This window comes from Rhodobacter capsulatus SB 1003 (assembly GCF_000021865.1).
In the GTDB taxonomy this organism is placed as follows: Bacteria; Pseudomonadota; Alphaproteobacteria; order Rhodobacterales; family Rhodobacteraceae; genus Rhodobacter; species Rhodobacter capsulatus_B.
Map to the genome: position 1 here is coordinate 1,339,974 of NC_014034.1, position 16,422 is coordinate 1,356,395.

The window sequence follows — 16,422 nt, forward strand, 5'->3', positions numbered from 1 at the left end:
CCGAAGGGATGCAGATGCGCAACTTTCGCCTCACATCCCCCACCGTGCTAGAGCGGCCTCGGCCTGCGCCGGGTTCTCTCTTATCCGCAGGATGGCTTGCCGCGAAATTCCGGTCGCCTTGCTGATCTCGGACGCTCCCGCGCCGTTGTCGAGCATGTCTCGCACGACGATCAGCTTGCTGCGATCGAAGGTCGGCTTCTTGCCACGGTAGCGGTTGCCATTAGCCTTCGCCGCCTCGATACCAGCGCGCTGCGCCTCTCGCAGCGCCTCTGCTTGGGCTTGGGCCGTGGCAGCCATAAACGCGATCATCGAGTCCCGCACCGCCTGCTGCACCGGATCAGAGGTAGAGCCGTCGAAGGTCATGTTGTTGATGACCGTCCGGACGATGACCCCCTGCTGCATGAAATGCCGCACGACTTCGGTGACATCGGTGTAGTTGCGGCCAAGCCGGTCGAGCCAGCGCACGACCAGCACGTCGCCCTTCCGAAGGAGATCGAACAATCGACGCCCCTCGGCTCGCTCGCGCAATCGAGTGCTGACGCCGGACACACCGTGGTCGGCAACCACTTCGTCGATCACGAAGCCTGCCATCTCGGCTTGGGTGCGCTGGTGAGAGAGCGTCTGATCCGCAGTGGACACGCGGGCGTAAAGAACGGTGCGGCTCATGTTCCTCCGGATGTCCGTTAAGGTGATGTCCGTTAATTCGCATGTCCGTTGATGCGTGTCAACCTCTATGGATACCCCAGTTGGGCGGCTTCGGGGTGACCGTTGGGGTATGGTTGAGCGGACGACCGAATGCGAGGAGGATTGTAGGACGCGCTGTGTGCGAGAAGCAACGAATGTTCCATATTTGAAGACGCGTCGCTTTGTGGCTATGGACAGTTCATGAACGATGAAGCAAACAACTCCAGCGTGCGGGGAGACTCTGCAGTCGGTCCATGCGGGCTTTACTTGTGAAGGATAGGCGCTCAGCCTAGCTGGCATGCCTATAGGTTAGCTGATCCGTTTCGGAAAGGCCAACCTACTCTCGTATGAGGGGTAGATTATCTGATTTCTATGCCCCGCACGCACAGAGCTATTGGAGATTAAAGGTGACGAACGTTTCCGGCATAAACTCGCCGACCCCGGATAAATCCCTTGCAGATAAGATTTGGTTAACCTCTCATTGCAGAATGAACGCGGAGAGGAGGAATCGACGCTACGAAATTTGGGCTACAATCGAGTTGTCGTCGGTTTCAGTTGGAATAATTGGCCTGACCACATTCCGCGATCGACTGGGTGCCTTCCCTGTGGACGAATATACTTTGATACTTTCAATTATGACTCTTGTAATATCTACGCTGATTGCCGGAGCGAAATTTGGCGAGCGAGCGGCTACGTTCAGGGAATGCTACCTTCAACTTGAAAGGCTGAATGCCAGCAAGCAAGACCTGCAAGAAAAAACCTCAGAGTATAATGCGATACTGGCATCATACCCGAACCACTCGGACATTGATTACACATCTCTAATCATATCGAGAACTCTGTGGCGAAATCAGGAACTATGCGACCCACGAGGCAGATCAATCACATGGACGTGGGGAACTCTTGGTTCTTGGATATTGTATATTTTCGTGGAGGTGCTGGTATATTTGGTTCTTCCTGCCTTGGTTTTTCTGCCTGCCGCCGTTCTCGCTTGGTGAGTGCTGCAGATGGGGTCAAAGGAAACTTTTTGCGCGCTGTTTAACCCAAAGGAACTTCAAGACATATTTGATAAGTCTGTTGCGCTGAAGGGGGCCATCGGGCGCGATGGCCAATCAGTGGAAGCATTCAGAGGGCGCATAAAGGACGAGCTTTCCCTCATCGAACGGAAGGCGCTGAATTGCACATACAAATTCACCGCCTACAGTGAAAAATTGGTTTCCAAAGGTGCAGGGAAAAGGCCGAGACAGTTGTCTAAGCCGACCGTTCGAGACAAGGTAACACTCAAGGCGCTATCGAAGATACTGGTCTCATTATTCCCTTCTGCCATTCCCGCAACCCCCCACTCAATAGTGAGGGATGCTTTGGGCATTATAAGGGGTGAATTCGGTGAATTTTATTACGTTCGACTTGATATTCAAGAGTTCTTCCCGTCAATCGACCACGACATACTAATGCGGCTACTTAGGAGGCGCATTAGGTATCGCCCTATTCTTCATTTGGTTAAGGATGCAATTAGAACGCCAACAGGCGTGAAGAAAAGTGAGGGCTCGCTTAACCAAGTTGGCATCCCGCAAGGCTTGAGTATATCAAGCGCTTTGGCGTCAATATATTTGGCTGATATGGATGAGGAATTGAGTTCCCTATGCAGCGGTCGCTACTTTCGTTATGTTGATGATGTGCTGTTCGTGTGCAAGCCCTCGGAAGCTGAAGAAATAGCCAGACGCGCGACCGAAATATTACAAAAAAAACGCAAGATCAGTTGTCATCCTGTCGGGACTGGCGGCAAGAGCGTAATTGTTCCAGGTGCTCAAGGCATCGATTACATAGGCTATCACTTCTCGCCCGGTCTCCTGCGTGTTCGAACCTCGTCAGTGCGTAAGTATTTGGGCGTAATGGTGACGGAGTTCTCGAAGTGCAAACAGGCAGGACTTGCGGGGAGCAGGTTGTGGCGACTGAATCTTCGGATCACTGGCTGTATTTTTGATGGAAAACGAATTGGCTGGATGTTTTTCTTTTCTCAGACGGAGGACGTGTCACAGTTGAAGCGGATTGATGCGTTCATCAAGTCGCGTGCTGGTTTGGTTTCGGGTCAAGCGGAGGCTTCTAGGGTCAAAAGACTTGTTCGAGCTTATCATGAAATTAAATACAATCTGCACGGGACTAAATACATCCCCAATTTTGACAAATATGGGCTTGAGGATAAGAGGCGAGATATTTGTCTGCTGGCCCCCCACTTATTTTCTGCTCGTGTTGAAAGCATGACGGCAGACGAAATAAACGCTGCATTCCGAACTTGCATTAACAAGGAAATCTCGGATATCGAGAAAGACCTGCTTGAGGCATTTTCGTAATGTTCGCCAGAATGACGTAGGGCGTTGCCCGACGTCCATTTCGCGTCTGCCGCACATATTCGGTGTATGGAACCTGGCCATAGCAATTTTCTAATCGGACTTAGCCTAAATTCTGAATGCTACCGGCTTTTCCATCGGGCGGGGATGTCATCTCGTTCAGGAGCGCCCCGCCCATCTGGCCCGCCGAAGCGCTTCCGGTTGGGCGCTCAGGGGCATCGTGTGCGTATGACATCTTGCGTGACATTTTGGAGGGCGGGCGAACGATAACCTTTTGAAATATAAAGGAATCGTTGGAGCGGCGACGTCCACCGCTTCCGCCACCTCACATTGCCGCGCAAGAAAATAAATCACTATAATTCATATGCTTAGACAATAATTCAATCTCGCGGAAATCTAAGTCCCCTTGATATCGCTCCGCAAAACGCCACACAATATGCTCCACATTGATCTGTGAGGGCATCATGACGATCATGCGGCGGGGCAAGGGGTTGAGTCTGCGCAGGCGGGTGCCGCAGCGCTATCGGCCGGTCGAGCCGCGCACCGAGATCTGGCTCAGCCTGCATACGGATTCCGAAACCATCGCCAGCCAGAAGGCGCCCCGGATCTGGCACGAGCAGATCGAGGCCTGGGAAGCGAAGCTCGCGGGCGACAGCGCGGAGGCCGAGGCGCGCCATGCCGCCGCGCGGCGCCTCGCAGAGGTGCGGGGCTATCGCTATCTGACCGCGGACAAGGTGGCGAGCCTGCCGCGCAGCGCGCTTCTCGAGCGGGTCGAGGAGGTGGCCCGGCGCGGTGCCGATCCCTCCGAGGCGTCCGCCCTTCTCGGCGGCGAGGCCGAGCCGCCGATCACCGTCAGCCGGGCGCTCGAGCTTTATTGGGGTTTCGCACGCGATCTGGTGCTGAACAAATCCCCCGATCAGCTCCGCCGCTGGCGCAACCCGCGCATCAAGGCGGTGAAGACCTTCATTGATGTGATCGGCGACAAGCCCCTCGCCCAGATCACCCGCGACGACATGCTCGCCTTCCGCGAGTTCTGGCTCAACCGGATCGAAGAAGAGGGCGTCAAGCCCAATAGCGCGAACAAGGACCTCACCCATCTTGGCGGCGTTCTGCGCATGGTCGTCGAAAAGAAGAAGCTGGCCATCGTGCTGCCTTTGGGCGGGCTTGCCCTGAAAGAGGGAGACAAGGCGCAGCGCCTGCCGTTTTCGGACGGCTGGATTCGCGATCGCCTCTTGGCCCCGGGGGCGCTCGACGGGATGAACGACCAGGAGCGCTGCATCTTGCAGGTGGTGATCAACACCGGAATGCGGCCCAGCGAGGTTGCGGCGTTGCGGTCCACAGAAATCGCGCTGGATGTCGCCGTGCCGCATCTGTCGCTGCAGCCGATCGGGCGGGAATTGAAATCGGCGTCAGCGCGGCGGGTGATTCCGCTCTTGGGCATTGCCCTTGCCGCGATGCGTGCCTTCCCCTAGGGGTTTCCGCGCTATCGGGAAAACTCTGCCAGCCTGAGCGCCGCGATGAACAAGTACCTGCGCGGCAACGGGCTGATGGAGACGCCTCGGCATACGATCTATTCGCTGCGCCACGCTTTCGAGGACCGGATGCTTGCCGCGCGCATCGACGAGCGGATCCGGCGCGATCTGATGGGCCATTCGCTCGGCCGCGAGCGCTACGGCTTAGGTGCCTCGCTCGAGCATGCCGCCGAATTGCTGGTGCCGATCTCGTTCTGATCGATCAGCGCATTGCTCTCGTTTTGCGCGATTACCGCGCGGGCGCGGGCGATCACATCCGCGGCCTGCGCCTGTTTCTCAAGTGCGATCTCTCGCTCGAGACGGCGGAAGATCGGCGCATAAACCGGGTTTTCGATGACGAGACCGGCAACGATGCGCAGTGCGGCCTCCAGCCGTTGCAGATCGCCCTGCCCGGGACGCAAGGCCGGGCGCGCGGGCGGCACGCTGCCCCCCGCCTTTCGCCCCGTCTGTTGCCCGCCGTCCATGCCGCTTTGCGCTCCCGTCTGCCCAAGATCGCGCCCGACGAAAAATCTGGGCCAATGATCTGGATCCGCCGTCTCAGGCGGTGACACGAGTATAGGGCGGATGCGGTTTGGCCCCGAGCGTGCTTTCGGCGGTCGAGGGCGCGCAACGGCAGAAAGATGTTGATAACCCCCTGTTCTGGAAGAGATTTGCGAAAAAGAATTGGACATCCCGTGGCCCGGTGGAGCTGCCCTCCCCTTGACCCGGACGGTGCGGCCCGAAAATCCGGAACTTTTTTGCGAGAGGGGGCTGAAGAGGGAAAAGACCGAAAGAGAGGTCAAGGGGAAAAGAAGAAAGAGCGCCCTTGGCGCGGCGCAGATCGGGAGAGATGGAAAAAGAAGAAAAGAGAAAAGACGGCGCAAGAGCGCCGGGGGAAAAGGTGGGAAGAAGAGAGAAGAGACCCGGCAAAGGCGGCGCCTGTTTCGGGGCCGGTTCGACCCTCGGCCTCCCGGACAGTCGGCGATCCGCGCACCGGGGGACACCGCCGGTACGACAACAGGTTCAAACCCAGGAAATGGCGTCTCGCAACCTGTCTGGCCCAAGGATCAGATCGCGCGGAATGCCGTAGCGCAGCGCATAAAACGAAACTTCGCCTGGGTCCGCAGGGACACCCAGCCGATACCACCGCGTCATCGTGCGCGCCCACGTCAGATCGGGATCGAGACCGCACAAACGGGAAGTGTGGCTCACCGGACCTCGGCACACGGGGTGCCCCTCCGGCCGCCCCATCAAGATTGCGCCACCAAAACGGGTGTCCTGCACGCCGATCCACGCGTGCATGGTGGGCGCCGAAATCAGATCGGTCGCGCTCGGCCCCGCTTCCGCCAGAGCAGTTGCGACACGCTGCGCCTCGCGCAGCGCGTGGTTGCCAAGGTCATTGGCATGAAAAGGCTTAGCGCACATGATCTCCGACGGTCATTCGTGACCCTCGCTTGTGCGAACGATGCCGTTCGGAACAGCCCCCGTGGTAAGGGAGACTCCAGACTGCCACGGGGCGGGGTAGTGCCAGCCACACGTCCTTCAGGAAACCGACGGACGCTAAACCATCGGAACCGGCAGCGGGGGCTTGCCACCTTCAGGTCCAGACGTTGTAGGCACCCTCGCTATGGGGCGGGGGTGCTTTCACCTGGTGGAAATTGAAGAGGGAGGCGCCTAGCGCCTCCCTCCCTACTCAACTTAGTGGGCCGGCCCAAAAGAACAGCCGGATTAGCCACCAAATCAGTCTCAGAACCGCCCAAACTAGGTGGTTCTCTTGCTTGCGATGCATTTCCCTTCTCCCCAGCCGATGGAAGTCGGTTTGGAAAGAAACGGTGAGGCGGCTGTAGCCTCACAGGAAGATTGGCAGCTCCGCAGTGCTAGCAGCTATGGTCCGTTACTGGGCGGAGATTTCTTCTTCAGAAAGCAGCCTTACAACTTCGATATTGGAACGGCGAAAGCCGAATTCAAGATGGAAGCGGATTAGTGGACCAATCTCACCTAGGGCCAGCGTTAACTGCGAGTGACTGACTGATTCACCTAGCATCCGCACTGCTTATCACTTGCTTATGGAATCGGTTCAAGCGCTTTGCAGCGCGTAAAGAATCATCTCTAATAAGTTGTTTATATGCGGGAAATTTGTCTGAGCGAGAGGATTCGAACCTCCGACCCCCTGCGCACGAAGAAGCGGGCCGGCCGCACCAGACCCGCGCCGCGCAGCATCAGTCCGTGCTCGAAACTGGTCGCGCCGTTGATGTGCAACTCGACCAAGCCGCGCCAGATCGGATTGTCGAGATACCGCGAGACCCGTTTGCGCGCGAGCGCGCTGAAGCCCGGTTCCCGCGCGACACGCGCGTCAAACGCCCGCCGCGCAGCGATCTCGGCTTCGACGAGAAAGGTGACCGGTTCAAGGTCGAGGTCGTCTGTGTCCTGCATTTCCGCCCTCCATTATCTAAATTTTAGATAATCTACTTTCCGCATTACCGCCAGCCCCAAAATGCAGGGCGGAGCGAGATGCCGAGAACGATCCACACCGAAGGCCAGCGGGCGCTTTGCGAGGCGATCGCCGCCGCCCGCCGGGAGAAAGGGCTCAACCAGGCCGATCTCGCCCGCGAACTTCATTGCCAGCAATCGCTGATCGCGCGCATCGAATCCGGCGAACGGCGGATTGATGTGCTGGAGTTCATCAAGATTTTCCGCGCGCTTGGTGTGTCTCCGGCGGAGGCGCTTCGGCGTGTGGGCGAGCAGATTCCTGCGGATCAAGGCATCTGAAGTCGGCGCTTCCGGCATTGCAGAACGCCGTTTGCGGCGACGCAGGGCTTTGACGCTGCCCAGATCCATCGGGTCTTGCGCCCGACGGGGGGACGGAGGTCATCCACGACGGCGGCTGCAACCGGGGCGCATTGCGCTGCGGCGGCTTTCCTGTAACCTGCGGCAAATTCTTGTGTTGCCGTCAGGTGTTCCGCGCATGACCATTGATCTCGGCCCCATCCAGACCAGAGCCGCTCAGGAGATTGCCGTCGGCGGGCTGCGCGTCTGGTATCATCTGCCCTTTGCCCTCCTTGATGACGGCATCGATCCGGCCCGGCACGGCTGGGTTGCGGAAAAGCCCAAAGGCACGCTGCAACAGCAGTTCTACTTTCATCCTTTCGTGTCGAATGCGCTTTGGGACCGGGCCGATGGCGGCGTCTCGGCGTTGTTCGACCTCTATCGCAAACCGGCGTTCGAGTTCCGGCATTTCACCGCCGACTTCGACTCGACCGACTGGAAAGAGATGCAAGATGGCAAATCGGAGCAACTGCTGTGCCGTCGCACCTTTCGCGGCACGGTGCGCACGGTTGAACTGCGGCGCCTGCGCGAACCGGCCGGGTCCGGGCGGCAGAGCGGTTTGCACGGCTTTGCCATGCTGGTCGTCAGCGTCGATTTCCTTTGTGCTGCCTATGGCGAATATCCGCGCGACAAGGTAAAGGACCCGGCCCCCTTCGCCCCGCTGACGCTGGCCGATGCGCAAGATGCGTTGGATCTGTCACGGCGCATCTTTCCGCGCTGGCATTTCTACGGCGAGGATGCACTGCCGGGGGATGCGCTGACGAGGGTGCCCTGTTTCGGGCCTGCCCCGTCGCGTCCCGAAATGGACGAAGGGGTGCGCAAGGGAAAGACGCAGCTGATGCCCTGGGTGCGCGAACTTGTTGCCCCCTTCACCCTCTCGGAACCGGATTCGCGCCATTTCGGCGACGAACGCGCCTTCATCACCTCGGCTGTGCTCTTGGGCGATGGCAGCGAACAGGAGGCCGAGGCCTTCACCCTGATGACCCGGGTCAAGGACAGCGACCTGATGCGCTTGGCCGAGGTGGACCGGCGTGGCACGGGCTACAGCTACAACAAGCCCTTCCTCGACGCACTCGCACCGGGGTATTTCTACACCCGACAGGCCCCCGATGGCCCCACCGGCACCGGCAATTCCACGCTTTACATCACCGCCTCGCACCATTTCTGCGCCCTAGGCGCGGGCGGGTACATGCGCAACGTGATCCTGGGCAACGGCATCCCGGGCCATCACGACATGGGCCATGCCGAGGAATATTACCGCCACATGCAGTTTCTGTGCGTGTTCGAATTCTTCCGCCTGCTGCAATTCTCCCAGACCCTGTCGGAACTGGTGCGCAGCCAGCGCGAGCGCGGGGCGATCGGCGACAAATCCCGAACGGCGGTGGCGGATTTCGGTCAGCGGCTGATGCGGATCCGCGACGAATTCCTTGACTTCACCCACCTGCACCACTTCTCCAACATCTCCTCGCAACTGCAACCGCGCGAGATGTTCGACCGCCTCTATGCCGCCTTCGGCATTCCCGCGATGTTTGCCGAGGTCGAAAAGGAACTCGAGGCGGCGACGAGTTTCCACGAGATGCACACCAATGCCGAGGCGCGCGAGGATGCGGCGCGGCTCAACAAGCTGGTGTCGGTCGGCGTGCCGTTGTCGCTGTTGGTCGGCGCGGGGGGGATGAACATCTTCATCGGTGACAAGGCCCCGTTCGGGTTGCACGCGATCGTTCCGGCCCTCCCGGGGCAGACCGATGCGGCGGGGCCGCCCGATGGCTGGCTGCAACTGCTGCAACTCTCGGTGCTGGTGGCGATCATCGCCGGGATCTGGGCTTTGGCCGAGCGGGTCTATTTCCGCGACAAGCGGTCCTTCTGGGGCTGGCTGGCCTATGGTGCGGCGGCGGCGGCCTTTGCGGGCAGCGAGGCGCTGCATCTGTGGCCCGCGCCTTGAGGGGCTGCGGCACCCTGTCTTGCATCCCGGAAACTTCGCGGTGGACAGGGGAAATTTCGCCTGCCAATCTGACCTTGACGGCGGGAAAGCCGGGCCAAAAGGCCGATTCACTGTTGGAAAACCTGCCATGACCTTGAAAATCAAGGATAAAGGAGGAAAAACACGCGCAAAAACCGGGCTTGCAAGGGCTGTTTCGGGGCGTCGGGCACATCACGGTTGGAAAGCGGACCAAAAAGCGCTTTCGGGTCTTGGGTTTGCAGAGGGTGAGCCCAGATACCTCTCCCGCCAGTAAGCGGATTGAGACGTCGATCCGGTCTCAAGCTGCGCCTGCGTCACGGCCCAGATACCTCTCCCGCCAGTAAGCGGATTGAGACACGGGGGCGGCGGCGAGGCAGGCGAAGGCGGCGGCGCCCAGACACCTCTCCCGCCAATAAGCGGATTGAGACTGCGTCACCTCCGATCAGCGCGAGGATGCGATCAGGCCCAGACACCTCTCCCGCCAGCAAGCGGAGTGCGTGGGGTGTCGGTGTATGGGCCCGCCTGCGTGCGGATGTGGCGTGGTGACGCATCCTTGACGGCTGAAACATCAGGGCTTGCCGGGAATCATTCCTGCCCCTCTCATGTCCCCATTCATGCAGGGGGGCAGGATGTTCCTTTATCTCGAGGGCGTGAATCTTTACGCCACGATTTACGATACCGAAGACCTTTCCACGATCCGCGGCGGCTCGATGGCGCTGGAAACTCTGGCGCAGCGGGCGCAGGCGGCGCTTGGCGGCACGCTGCGCGGGCAAGGCGCCTCGATAGCGCTGTTGGAGTTTTCCGGCCCGCCCCCCGAGGAGGACAAGATCCGCGCCTTTCTGAGCGCCACGCCGCAATGCCATTTCACCCTCACCTGGGGCACGGGCGAGACCGAGGCGCAGGCGATCAAGGCGGCGCGAGACCGGCAGTTTTCGCAGCTTGCCACGGTGGTGCTGCCTGCGATCATGGCGGGGGTGCGCCCCTGTGCGATCGATCACACGCGGCCCGGCACGATCAGCGATTTCGACCTCAAGGAGCAGAAGGAACGTTTCCTTTGTGCCTCGGTCGCGGACCGGCGCAAGATCGGTCGGGTCGGTCGGCCGCAATTGTTTCGCAAACGCCAGCCGCAACCGCCGCAAAGTTTCGAGGACATCGCGCCCGAGGACGCCCCCGGCCTCAAGCCAAATGTGCGGGGCAAGATTGCGGTGATCGTCGCCGATGGCATGGGGGGCGGCGATCTTGCAAAGGCCTATGGCACCGACACCGCAGGGTTCAGCACTGCGATGGCGGCGTTTCGGGCGCGTCTGGCCGAGGCGATCGAAGATTGGGCTAGCGCCGAGGGGCTGATTTACACCGACAAGGCGGGCGTGGCCCATGCAAGGGTCGATGTGCTGATGTGGGGCGGCGATGACATGACCTTTGTCGTGCCCGCTTCGCATGTGCTGGGGTTTCTGGCGGCGCTGCAGGGGGTGCTGGGCGCGCCCTTCGACAAGGACAAGGGGACGGCGCGGTTCGGGCACCGCATCGGCTGCGTGATCGCGCAGCGCAAGACGCCGATCCGGCTTTTGAAGAAACTGGCCGGCAGCGCCGAGGCGGCGTTGCGCGATGCGGTGACGCCCGAGATGCGCAAGGCGGGGGTGTCGGTGGTCTCGCTTGACGTGTTCGAAAGCGCGCCTTTGCCCTTTGCCTCGATCCTCGATCATCGCCGCACCGTGTATGGGCAGGGCTATCGCTCGGGCGCGGATGCGGTCTTGCTGTCGCATGTCGCCAAGATGGCGGCGGCGCTGCGGGAGCTGGACGACGAGGAAGGGGCGATCCTGAAGATGTCGCAGATTTATCGGCTGCTCGATGTCGCGCGGCTGTCACGGCGGGACCTGTGCAGCAAGGCGGCAGATGAGGCGATTGCCGAGGCGATGAAGGGGCATTTCGAGCGGGTGAAGGGCACGCCACCCGATATGGCCGCGTGGGAAAATGGCTGGACCGGGCAGGCCTCGCGCGGGTTGGCGCTGCTTCTGGCGCAGGTGGCGCAACTGCAACCCTATGCGCAACCCTTTACCGACGAACGCGCCCGCGTTCTTTCGGAGGCCGTGCAATGACCGCGCCACTTGTGTTTGATGTCACGCTGTCGCTCAAGGCACCGTTCCTGTTTCCCGGCCAGGATCCCGGTCGGTTCGGCTATGACCGGGTCGCGCTGCGCGATCTGGACGGTCGGCCGATCATTCCGCAAGACCAGATCAAGGGGCTGATCCGGCATGGTCTGACGATCATGGGCGAGACCGAGCTGGTCGAGGGGCTGATGGGCAAGGGCTCGGCCGATGCGCGCAAGGACAGCGGCGGGGCGTTCGAGCCCGCCAAGGGGCGGATGTTCCTGACCGATCTGCGCTGCACGATCGAGCCCGATCTGCGCTCGACCGACTACCACCGGGTGCAGATCGACGACGAGAGCGGGGCGGCGAAACAGGGGCATCTGTTGCGGATCGAGCAGGTCTTTGCGCCCGAACGGGAGGTTGCCTTCAGCGGGCGGATCACCCTCTTTCCGACGGCGAAAGCGCCCGATGCGCAGGCGCTTGCTCTGCTGCTCGCGGCGGCACTGCAGTGCAAGCGCCATATCGGCGCCATGGCCTCGATCGGTTTTGGCGAGGTCAGCGGCTGCTCGGTGGAGCCGGCCCTGGAAGCCGAAGAGGCCTGCAAGTTGCCGGCCGATCCGGTCGGGCGGTTCCTGTGGCGGTTCCGCGTCGATCGGCCCTATCTGGTCGATGCGATCCGCACCGACAACGGCTATATCGGCCAGCCGACGATTCCGGGCGGGGCGCTGAAGGGGCTGGTGGCGCGCTGTGCCGAGATGCGCGGCAACCCTCTCGATGCCCAAAGCCTGTCCGACACCGTTTTCGGCCATGCCACGCAACATGTGGCTCAGGCACTGCCGCTCTCGGTGGTCTGTCTCAAGGAAAAGGGTGCCGAGACCTGCCGCGATCTGGCGGGGAAGGGCGCTTTGCCCGATGGCGTGACCTTGCAGATCGACTGGAAGGCGGTTCACGAGGCGGCCTGTGTCGCGGGTTTCAAGCACTGTCTTGCGCCGCCGCCGCGCCATGTCGAGCGGGTCCACACGCAGATCGATGCGACAACCGGGGCGGCGCAGGATGAGAACCTGTTTTCGACCACCGCTGTGGTGCCGGGGAACGATGTGTTCACGGCCCTCGTCGATACCTCGGCGCTGAGCGCAGAAAATGCCCGCGCCGTGTTGAGTGCGCTTTGCGCGCCGATGCCGGGATTGGGTCGCACCGATGCCCGGGTGGAGCCGATCGACTTCGTGACGGACAAGGCACCTTCTCCGGTGACGGGCACGGTTGCGCTGGTCCTGCAAACCAAGGCCTGGATCGAGGTGGATCCGGCGCTGCTGCGTCACGATCCGCTTGCGGCCTATGCGCCCGCGTTCAAGGCCTTCTTGCCGAATTCGACGCTTCTCGAGGTTCATGCGGCTCAGGAATTGCTGGGCGACTATCTGGCACGGCGGTTCACGGGCCAAAGTGGCTACATGCCTTGGCTGGTCACCAGTCGGGGGTCGGTTTTCGTGCTCGATGTGGCGCCGAGCGATCAGGCCGAACTGGCGGCGCTGCAGCGCAAGGGGCTTTGTTCGGCGACGCGGGACGGCACCGCGCTTGACTGGCAAAGCTGCCCCTTCGTCGCGGAAAACGGCTATGGCGCATTCCTCCTCTCATCGGTCGGGGGTTCTCGATGAAACATCTCAGAAGATACCGCCTCGAATGGACGGTGCTGACGCCGCTGCATGTGGGGGCGGGGCAATCCGAACTGCGTGCGCATGACGAGGAAGACGCGTCCGAAGTGGCGCTGATCGCCCGCGATCATGCGGGCAAGCCCTGGATTCCGGGCAGCACGATCAAGGGGGCGCTGGGAGCGACCTGCACCGATGTAAAGGTGCGGCTGTTCGGCAAACCGCATGAAAAGGGATCGCAGCAGGCCCGCGGTACCCTGACTTTTTCCGGGGCGCGTTATGTGTCGAAAGCGGGCAGCAGCGCTAGTTTCGAACTCGCCCAAACCAGTGTCGCCGTAGGCACCGGCGTTGCGGCGGCCAACAAACTCTATCGGCGCGATTTCGTGCCCGAAGGGGTGACCTTCACCTCCGATATCGACGTTGAAAGCGGCGACGAACCGACGGTGCAGGCCGATTGCGCCGCGCTTGAAACGCTGCTTGCGCTGGCAGCCTCGTCCGAGGGGCTGAACCTCGGGGCCAACAAGGCCGATGACCTTGGACGGCTGCAGATCACCCGCATCGAGCGTGCCGAGAGCCGCTTTGGCCCGACCGGCTGGACCGCACAGACCTTTGCCCCGCACACGATCGCCGCCTCAGCCCCGGTCCGGGCCCCGCTCTTCGGTCTGCGCATGGTTTGCCCCGGCCCGTTCCTCTCGAAGGGCGGGCAGACGGACAACGAAACGCAGCCGCTGATGGATGCTGCGGGCAAGGCCCCCCGCATCATGGGGACGGCGGTTTCCGGGGCGCTGCGCAAACGCGCCGAATGGCTTTGGGCGCTGCACCTGCATCGCGGTGGTGGTGCCGAGATGAAAAGCTGCAAGACCTCGGCCGGACCGCGCGACCTTGATCCTGTCCAGCGCCTCTTCGGCTACGAAGGCCGCCGCGGCCTGTTGCAGGTCTCGCCGCGCAATGTGTCGGCCAAAGGATCCTGCCAGATCCCCGGCGTCAGTCTCGATGCGATGACCGCCGCGCCTCGTGATGGGCTCTTGTTCTTTTACCACGCCCATCACGGCGTCACCTTCGATCTGTCCATCTCCACCCGAGCCGACCTTGACGCAGCCGAGACCAATCTTTTCGACTTGCTCAAGGCTGATCTGGAGGCCAATGGCCTCAAGCTTGGCATGGGCACCACGAAAGGCTTCGGGTGGTTTTGCTCCGATCAAGACCCTATCCTGAAGCACTATTCCGAAAAACAGACGGAAGCGTTGAAGCTCAAATCGAAAGAGGATCCCGCGGACCATTACGCCGAAGCGGAATTGCCATCGAACCTCGTGACCATTCCCTACCGTCTCAGCCGGATCGACCCGAACGTGATACAACTCCCGGAGCAACGGGTCTCGGATCGCTTCTCGAACCATGCGCTGTTGTCGAAGCCGATGCCCGCTGCCGCCTCGGGCCATATCGATCTGGTGTGGCATGTCGAAACCCCGGTTCTGGTCGCGGCGCAGACGCATGACCATACCAAACCGCCCAAGGATGTGCCTTTCCAGAAGATCGGAGATACCTTCGCCATTCCCGGTTCTACGATCAAGGGCATGTTGCGCGCGGAACTGGAGCGCCGGGTAAATGCCCGCGCCTATAGAATTATCGAAAACCTGCTTGCAATCACTGACGACCCCGAGGCGGAAAGGCCGCATCTCGATGCGAAGAAGCAACTGGCCGCTTTCAAGGCGCATCGGCCGGATGTGAACGAAAACTACACTCCTGATTTCGCCGAAGCGCTCTTTGGCTTCGTGCGCGAACCCGAAAGCGACGACAAAAGCCGCAGTCGCCATGAAGCCCTGCATCTCAAGGCGCGTATCTCCTGTGGCATGGCTTGGCTGGTGTCGGAGTACGACGCCGACAAATCCAGAGACGAACTCTACGTCATCGCGGCTGCCGAGCCGCGCCCGATCTCGAAGTTCTACGATCACTTCGGTCGCAAGGCCTATCTTGTGGACAACGCGTCGGCCGCCGATGTGGTGGCGCGTTTGAAAGCCGCAGAAAGGAAGCTCGACAAATACGCCTCCCCCCTGAAATTGCTTCATCCGAAACAAGGGCAAAACCTTCTCTTTGCGCAGCGCATCTATCTGCACAACATGACCGAAGCAGAAATCGGAGCCTTCCTGACCGTGCTCACGCTTGATTTCACCCTGCGCAACCGCTTCCTCATCGGACGGGCCCGGGCGTTCAATGCGGGCAAATGCTTCCCGGCGAAGATCAAACTGACATTGACGCCGAACGATGCCGGGGCAGATTACCCGGCAAGGGGCGGCAGCAAAGCCGATATGCGGATGATCGGACAATCCGCAACGCCCTTCCTGTCTGCCTTCGGAAAATTCGTCAACTCTGGCGAAGATCCGAGCACCGCGCGAGACCCGGCTCTCGCACGGTCGATGGGGTTTGCCGCCAAAGAGTTCAATGCCGCGCATGACCCGCTTTTCGGGGATTATCTGCGCAAGCGTTCGCGCCTCGATGACGGCAAGATCTATTACCAGCAGACGAGTGACGACCCGAAGAACCGGAATTTCTCCGCTTCGGACCGCCAAAAGGCCTTCGAGGCGAACAATGGCCGTCTGGCCGCCGTGTTGAAAAAGACATGGCGGGACTAGACGATCCAGTAGTTCCCCGGCGGCTCGATGGGGGCGGCGTCGTCGTAGGTGCGGGTGCGGGTTTCGCCGCTGGCGCCGATGGCATAGACGCGCAGGCTGTCGCCGGGGGCAAGTTCGGCCGCGACGCGTTGGGCCAGCGCCGCCGCGCGCTGCTCGCTCAGCCGCGCCTCGAAGACCGAATATTGCACCCGCGTCGCGGCCCCTTCCAAAATCCGCGCCACCCGACGCCGCTTGCGGTCTTGCGACACGTCATAGGTGAAGACCATCAGCATCTCGGCGCGCGGCATGGCAGACCCTTTTCGGTGCAGATTTCGGGCCTCAGTCTGCCGCGAAACGGGGGGCTGCGAAAGCCCTTGCCGGGCGGGCGGCCCTGCGGCGGTCTGTCGTGGCGCGGGGCAATCTTGACGGTGGACAGGACGGATTTCGCCTGCCAGTTTGAACTTGAGAGGCGGAAAATCGGGCAAAATCGCCGATTCACCGTTGGAAACCCTGCCATGACCTTGAAGTCACAGGATAAAGGAGGAAAAACACGCAGCAAAACCGGGCTTGCAAGGGCTGTTTCGGAGTGTCGGGCACATCACGGTTGGAAAGCGGACCAGAAAGCGCTTTCGGGTCTTGGGTTTGCAGAGGGTAAGCCCAGACACCTCTCCCGCCAGTAAGCGGATTGAGACACCCAGAACAGGTGTTTGAGCGGCCCACCCGCGCCCAGACACCTCTCCCGCCAGTAAGC

At 61.0% G+C, this 16,422-nt stretch carries 15 protein-coding genes; 11 read left to right on the forward strand and 4 right to left on the reverse strand.

What is annotated here, in order from left to right; translation table 11 throughout:
• Positions 1 to 30 precede the first annotated feature (30 nt).
• The gene (locus RCAP_RS06305; RefSeq protein ID WP_013066998.1) at positions 31 to 666 is read right to left on the reverse strand and encodes a recombinase family protein; all 636 of its coding nucleotides are present in this window, start codon (positions 664 to 666) and stop codon (positions 31 to 33) included.
• Positions 667 to 1,031: 365 nt separating this feature from the next.
• Between RCAP_RS06305 and RCAP_RS20160 the strand changes: the two genes are divergently transcribed.
• From RCAP_RS20160 to RCAP_RS20110, 5 genes are all read left to right on the forward strand, one after another.
• Positions 1,032 to 1,682, forward strand: coding sequence for an SLATT domain-containing protein (locus RCAP_RS20160; protein ID WP_013066999.1), 651 nt, complete (start codon positions 1,032 to 1,034; stop codon positions 1,680 to 1,682).
• 9 nt (positions 1,683 to 1,691) lie between these two features.
• Positions 1,692 to 3,035 (forward strand): RNA-directed DNA polymerase, encoded by a 1,344-nt coding sequence (locus RCAP_RS18830; protein ID WP_013067000.1) that lies wholly within the window; start codon positions 1,692 to 1,694, stop codon positions 3,033 to 3,035.
• Positions 3,036 to 3,496: 461 nt separating this feature from the next.
• The gene (locus tag RCAP_RS06310; protein WP_309473934.1) at positions 3,497 to 4,504 is read left to right on the forward strand and encodes a DUF6538 domain-containing protein; all 1,008 of its coding nucleotides are present in this window, start codon (positions 3,497 to 3,499) and stop codon (positions 4,502 to 4,504) included.
• A 45-nt stretch (positions 4,505 to 4,549) separates the two neighbouring features.
• Entirely contained in the window at positions 4,550 to 4,762 is a 213-nt protein-coding gene (locus RCAP_RS20105) for a site-specific integrase (RefSeq protein ID WP_309473933.1), read from the forward strand.
• Positions 4,763 to 4,785: 23 nt separating this feature from the next.
• The gene (locus tag RCAP_RS20110) at positions 4,786 to 5,112 is read left to right on the forward strand and encodes a hypothetical protein (RefSeq protein ID WP_023911226.1); all 327 of its coding nucleotides are present in this window, start codon (positions 4,786 to 4,788) and stop codon (positions 5,110 to 5,112) included.
• Between the two features lie 454 nt (positions 5,113 to 5,566).
• On the opposite strand, the gene RCAP_RS18375 is transcribed toward RCAP_RS20110, so the two are convergent.
• Positions 5,567 to 5,968 (reverse strand): DUF6634 family protein, encoded by a 402-nt coding sequence (locus RCAP_RS18375; RefSeq protein ID WP_013067002.1) that lies wholly within the window; start codon positions 5,966 to 5,968, stop codon positions 5,567 to 5,569.
• Positions 5,969 to 6,317: 349 nt separating this feature from the next.
• On the opposite strand from RCAP_RS18375, the gene RCAP_RS19235 reads away from it, so the two are divergent.
• Positions 6,318 to 6,527 carry a hypothetical protein gene (locus RCAP_RS19235; protein WP_131618292.1) on the forward strand — a complete coding sequence of 70 codons (210 nt, stop codon included), beginning with the start codon at positions 6,318 to 6,320 and terminating at the stop codon, positions 6,525 to 6,527.
• A 137-nt stretch (positions 6,528 to 6,664) separates the two neighbouring features.
• Here RCAP_RS19235 and RCAP_RS06325 read toward each other — a convergent pair whose 3' ends face one another.
• A complete protein-coding gene (locus tag RCAP_RS06325; RefSeq protein ID WP_013067003.1) occupies positions 6,665 to 6,976 on the reverse strand; it encodes a hypothetical protein in 312 nt (103 codons plus the stop codon).
• A gap of 78 nt (positions 6,977 to 7,054) precedes the next feature.
• On the opposite strand from RCAP_RS06325, the gene RCAP_RS06330 reads away from it, so the two are divergent.
• From RCAP_RS06330 to RCAP_RS06350, 5 genes are all read left to right on the forward strand, one after another.
• Positions 7,055 to 7,312: a helix-turn-helix domain-containing protein gene (locus RCAP_RS06330; protein WP_013067004.1), complete on the forward strand. Its 258-nt coding sequence runs from the start codon at positions 7,055 to 7,057 to the stop codon at positions 7,310 to 7,312.
• A 196-nt stretch (positions 7,313 to 7,508) separates the two neighbouring features.
• Positions 7,509 to 9,311, forward strand: a complete 1,803-nt coding sequence (locus RCAP_RS06335; RefSeq protein ID WP_013067005.1) for a hypothetical protein — start codon at positions 7,509 to 7,511, stop codon at positions 9,309 to 9,311.
• A gap of 647 nt (positions 9,312 to 9,958) precedes the next feature.
• Entirely contained in the window at positions 9,959 to 11,425 is a 1,467-nt protein-coding gene (locus RCAP_RS06340) for a hypothetical protein (RefSeq protein WP_013067006.1), read from the forward strand.
• Positions 11,422 to 13,068, forward strand: coding sequence for an RAMP superfamily CRISPR-associated protein (locus RCAP_RS06345; protein ID WP_013067007.1), 1,647 nt, complete (start codon positions 11,422 to 11,424; stop codon positions 13,066 to 13,068). Before RCAP_RS06340 ends, RCAP_RS06345 begins: the two co-directional genes overlap by 4 nt.
• Positions 13,065 to 15,692, forward strand: a complete 2,628-nt coding sequence (locus RCAP_RS06350; RefSeq protein ID WP_013067008.1) for an RAMP superfamily CRISPR-associated protein — start codon at positions 13,065 to 13,067, stop codon at positions 15,690 to 15,692. The genes RCAP_RS06345 and RCAP_RS06350 overlap by 4 nt, the downstream gene beginning before the upstream one ends.
• Here RCAP_RS06350 and cas2 read toward each other — a convergent pair.
• The gene (gene cas2 / locus RCAP_RS06355; RefSeq protein WP_013067009.1) at positions 15,689 to 15,979 is read right to left on the reverse strand and encodes a CRISPR-associated endonuclease Cas2; all 291 of its coding nucleotides are present in this window, start codon (positions 15,977 to 15,979) and stop codon (positions 15,689 to 15,691) included. The genes RCAP_RS06350 and cas2 overlap by 4 nt on opposite strands.
• Positions 15,980 to 16,422: the final 443 nt, after the last annotated feature.

What these genes read in the sequence shown, in the direction of transcription:
- RCAP_RS20105 (WP_309473933.1), top strand. Translation starts at nt 4,550, where the DNA reads ATGAACAAGTACCTGCGCGGCAACGGGCTGATGGAGACGCCTCGGCAT.
- cas2 (WP_013067009.1), bottom strand. Translation starts at nt 15,979, where the DNA reads ATGCCGCGCGCCGAGATGCTGATGGTCTTCACCTATGACGTGTCGCAA.
- RCAP_RS06345 (WP_013067007.1), top strand. Translation starts at nt 11,422, where the DNA reads ATGACCGCGCCACTTGTGTTTGATGTCACGCTGTCGCTCAAGGCACCG.
- RCAP_RS06325 (WP_013067003.1), bottom strand. Translation starts at nt 6,976, where the DNA reads ATGCAGGACACAGACGACCTCGACCTTGAACCGGTCACCTTTCTCGTC.
- RCAP_RS06335 (WP_013067005.1), top strand. Translation starts at nt 7,509, where the DNA reads ATGACCATTGATCTCGGCCCCATCCAGACCAGAGCCGCTCAGGAGATT.
- RCAP_RS20160 (WP_013066999.1), top strand. Translation starts at nt 1,032, where the DNA reads ATGAGGGGTAGATTATCTGATTTCTATGCCCCGCACGCACAGAGCTAT.
- RCAP_RS06310 (WP_309473934.1), top strand. Translation starts at nt 3,497, where the DNA reads ATGACGATCATGCGGCGGGGCAAGGGGTTGAGTCTGCGCAGGCGGGTG.
- RCAP_RS06350 (WP_013067008.1), top strand. Translation starts at nt 13,065, where the DNA reads ATGAAACATCTCAGAAGATACCGCCTCGAATGGACGGTGCTGACGCCG.
- RCAP_RS06340 (WP_013067006.1), top strand. Translation starts at nt 9,959, where the DNA reads ATGTTCCTTTATCTCGAGGGCGTGAATCTTTACGCCACGATTTACGAT.
- RCAP_RS18830 (WP_013067000.1), top strand. Translation starts at nt 1,692, where the DNA reads ATGGGGTCAAAGGAAACTTTTTGCGCGCTGTTTAACCCAAAGGAACTT.
- RCAP_RS18375 (WP_013067002.1), bottom strand. Translation starts at nt 5,968, where the DNA reads ATGTGCGCTAAGCCTTTTCATGCCAATGACCTTGGCAACCACGCGCTG.
- RCAP_RS06305 (WP_013066998.1), bottom strand. Translation starts at nt 666, where the DNA reads ATGAGCCGCACCGTTCTTTACGCCCGCGTGTCCACTGCGGATCAGACG.
- RCAP_RS06330 (WP_013067004.1), top strand. Translation starts at nt 7,055, where the DNA reads ATGCCGAGAACGATCCACACCGAAGGCCAGCGGGCGCTTTGCGAGGCG.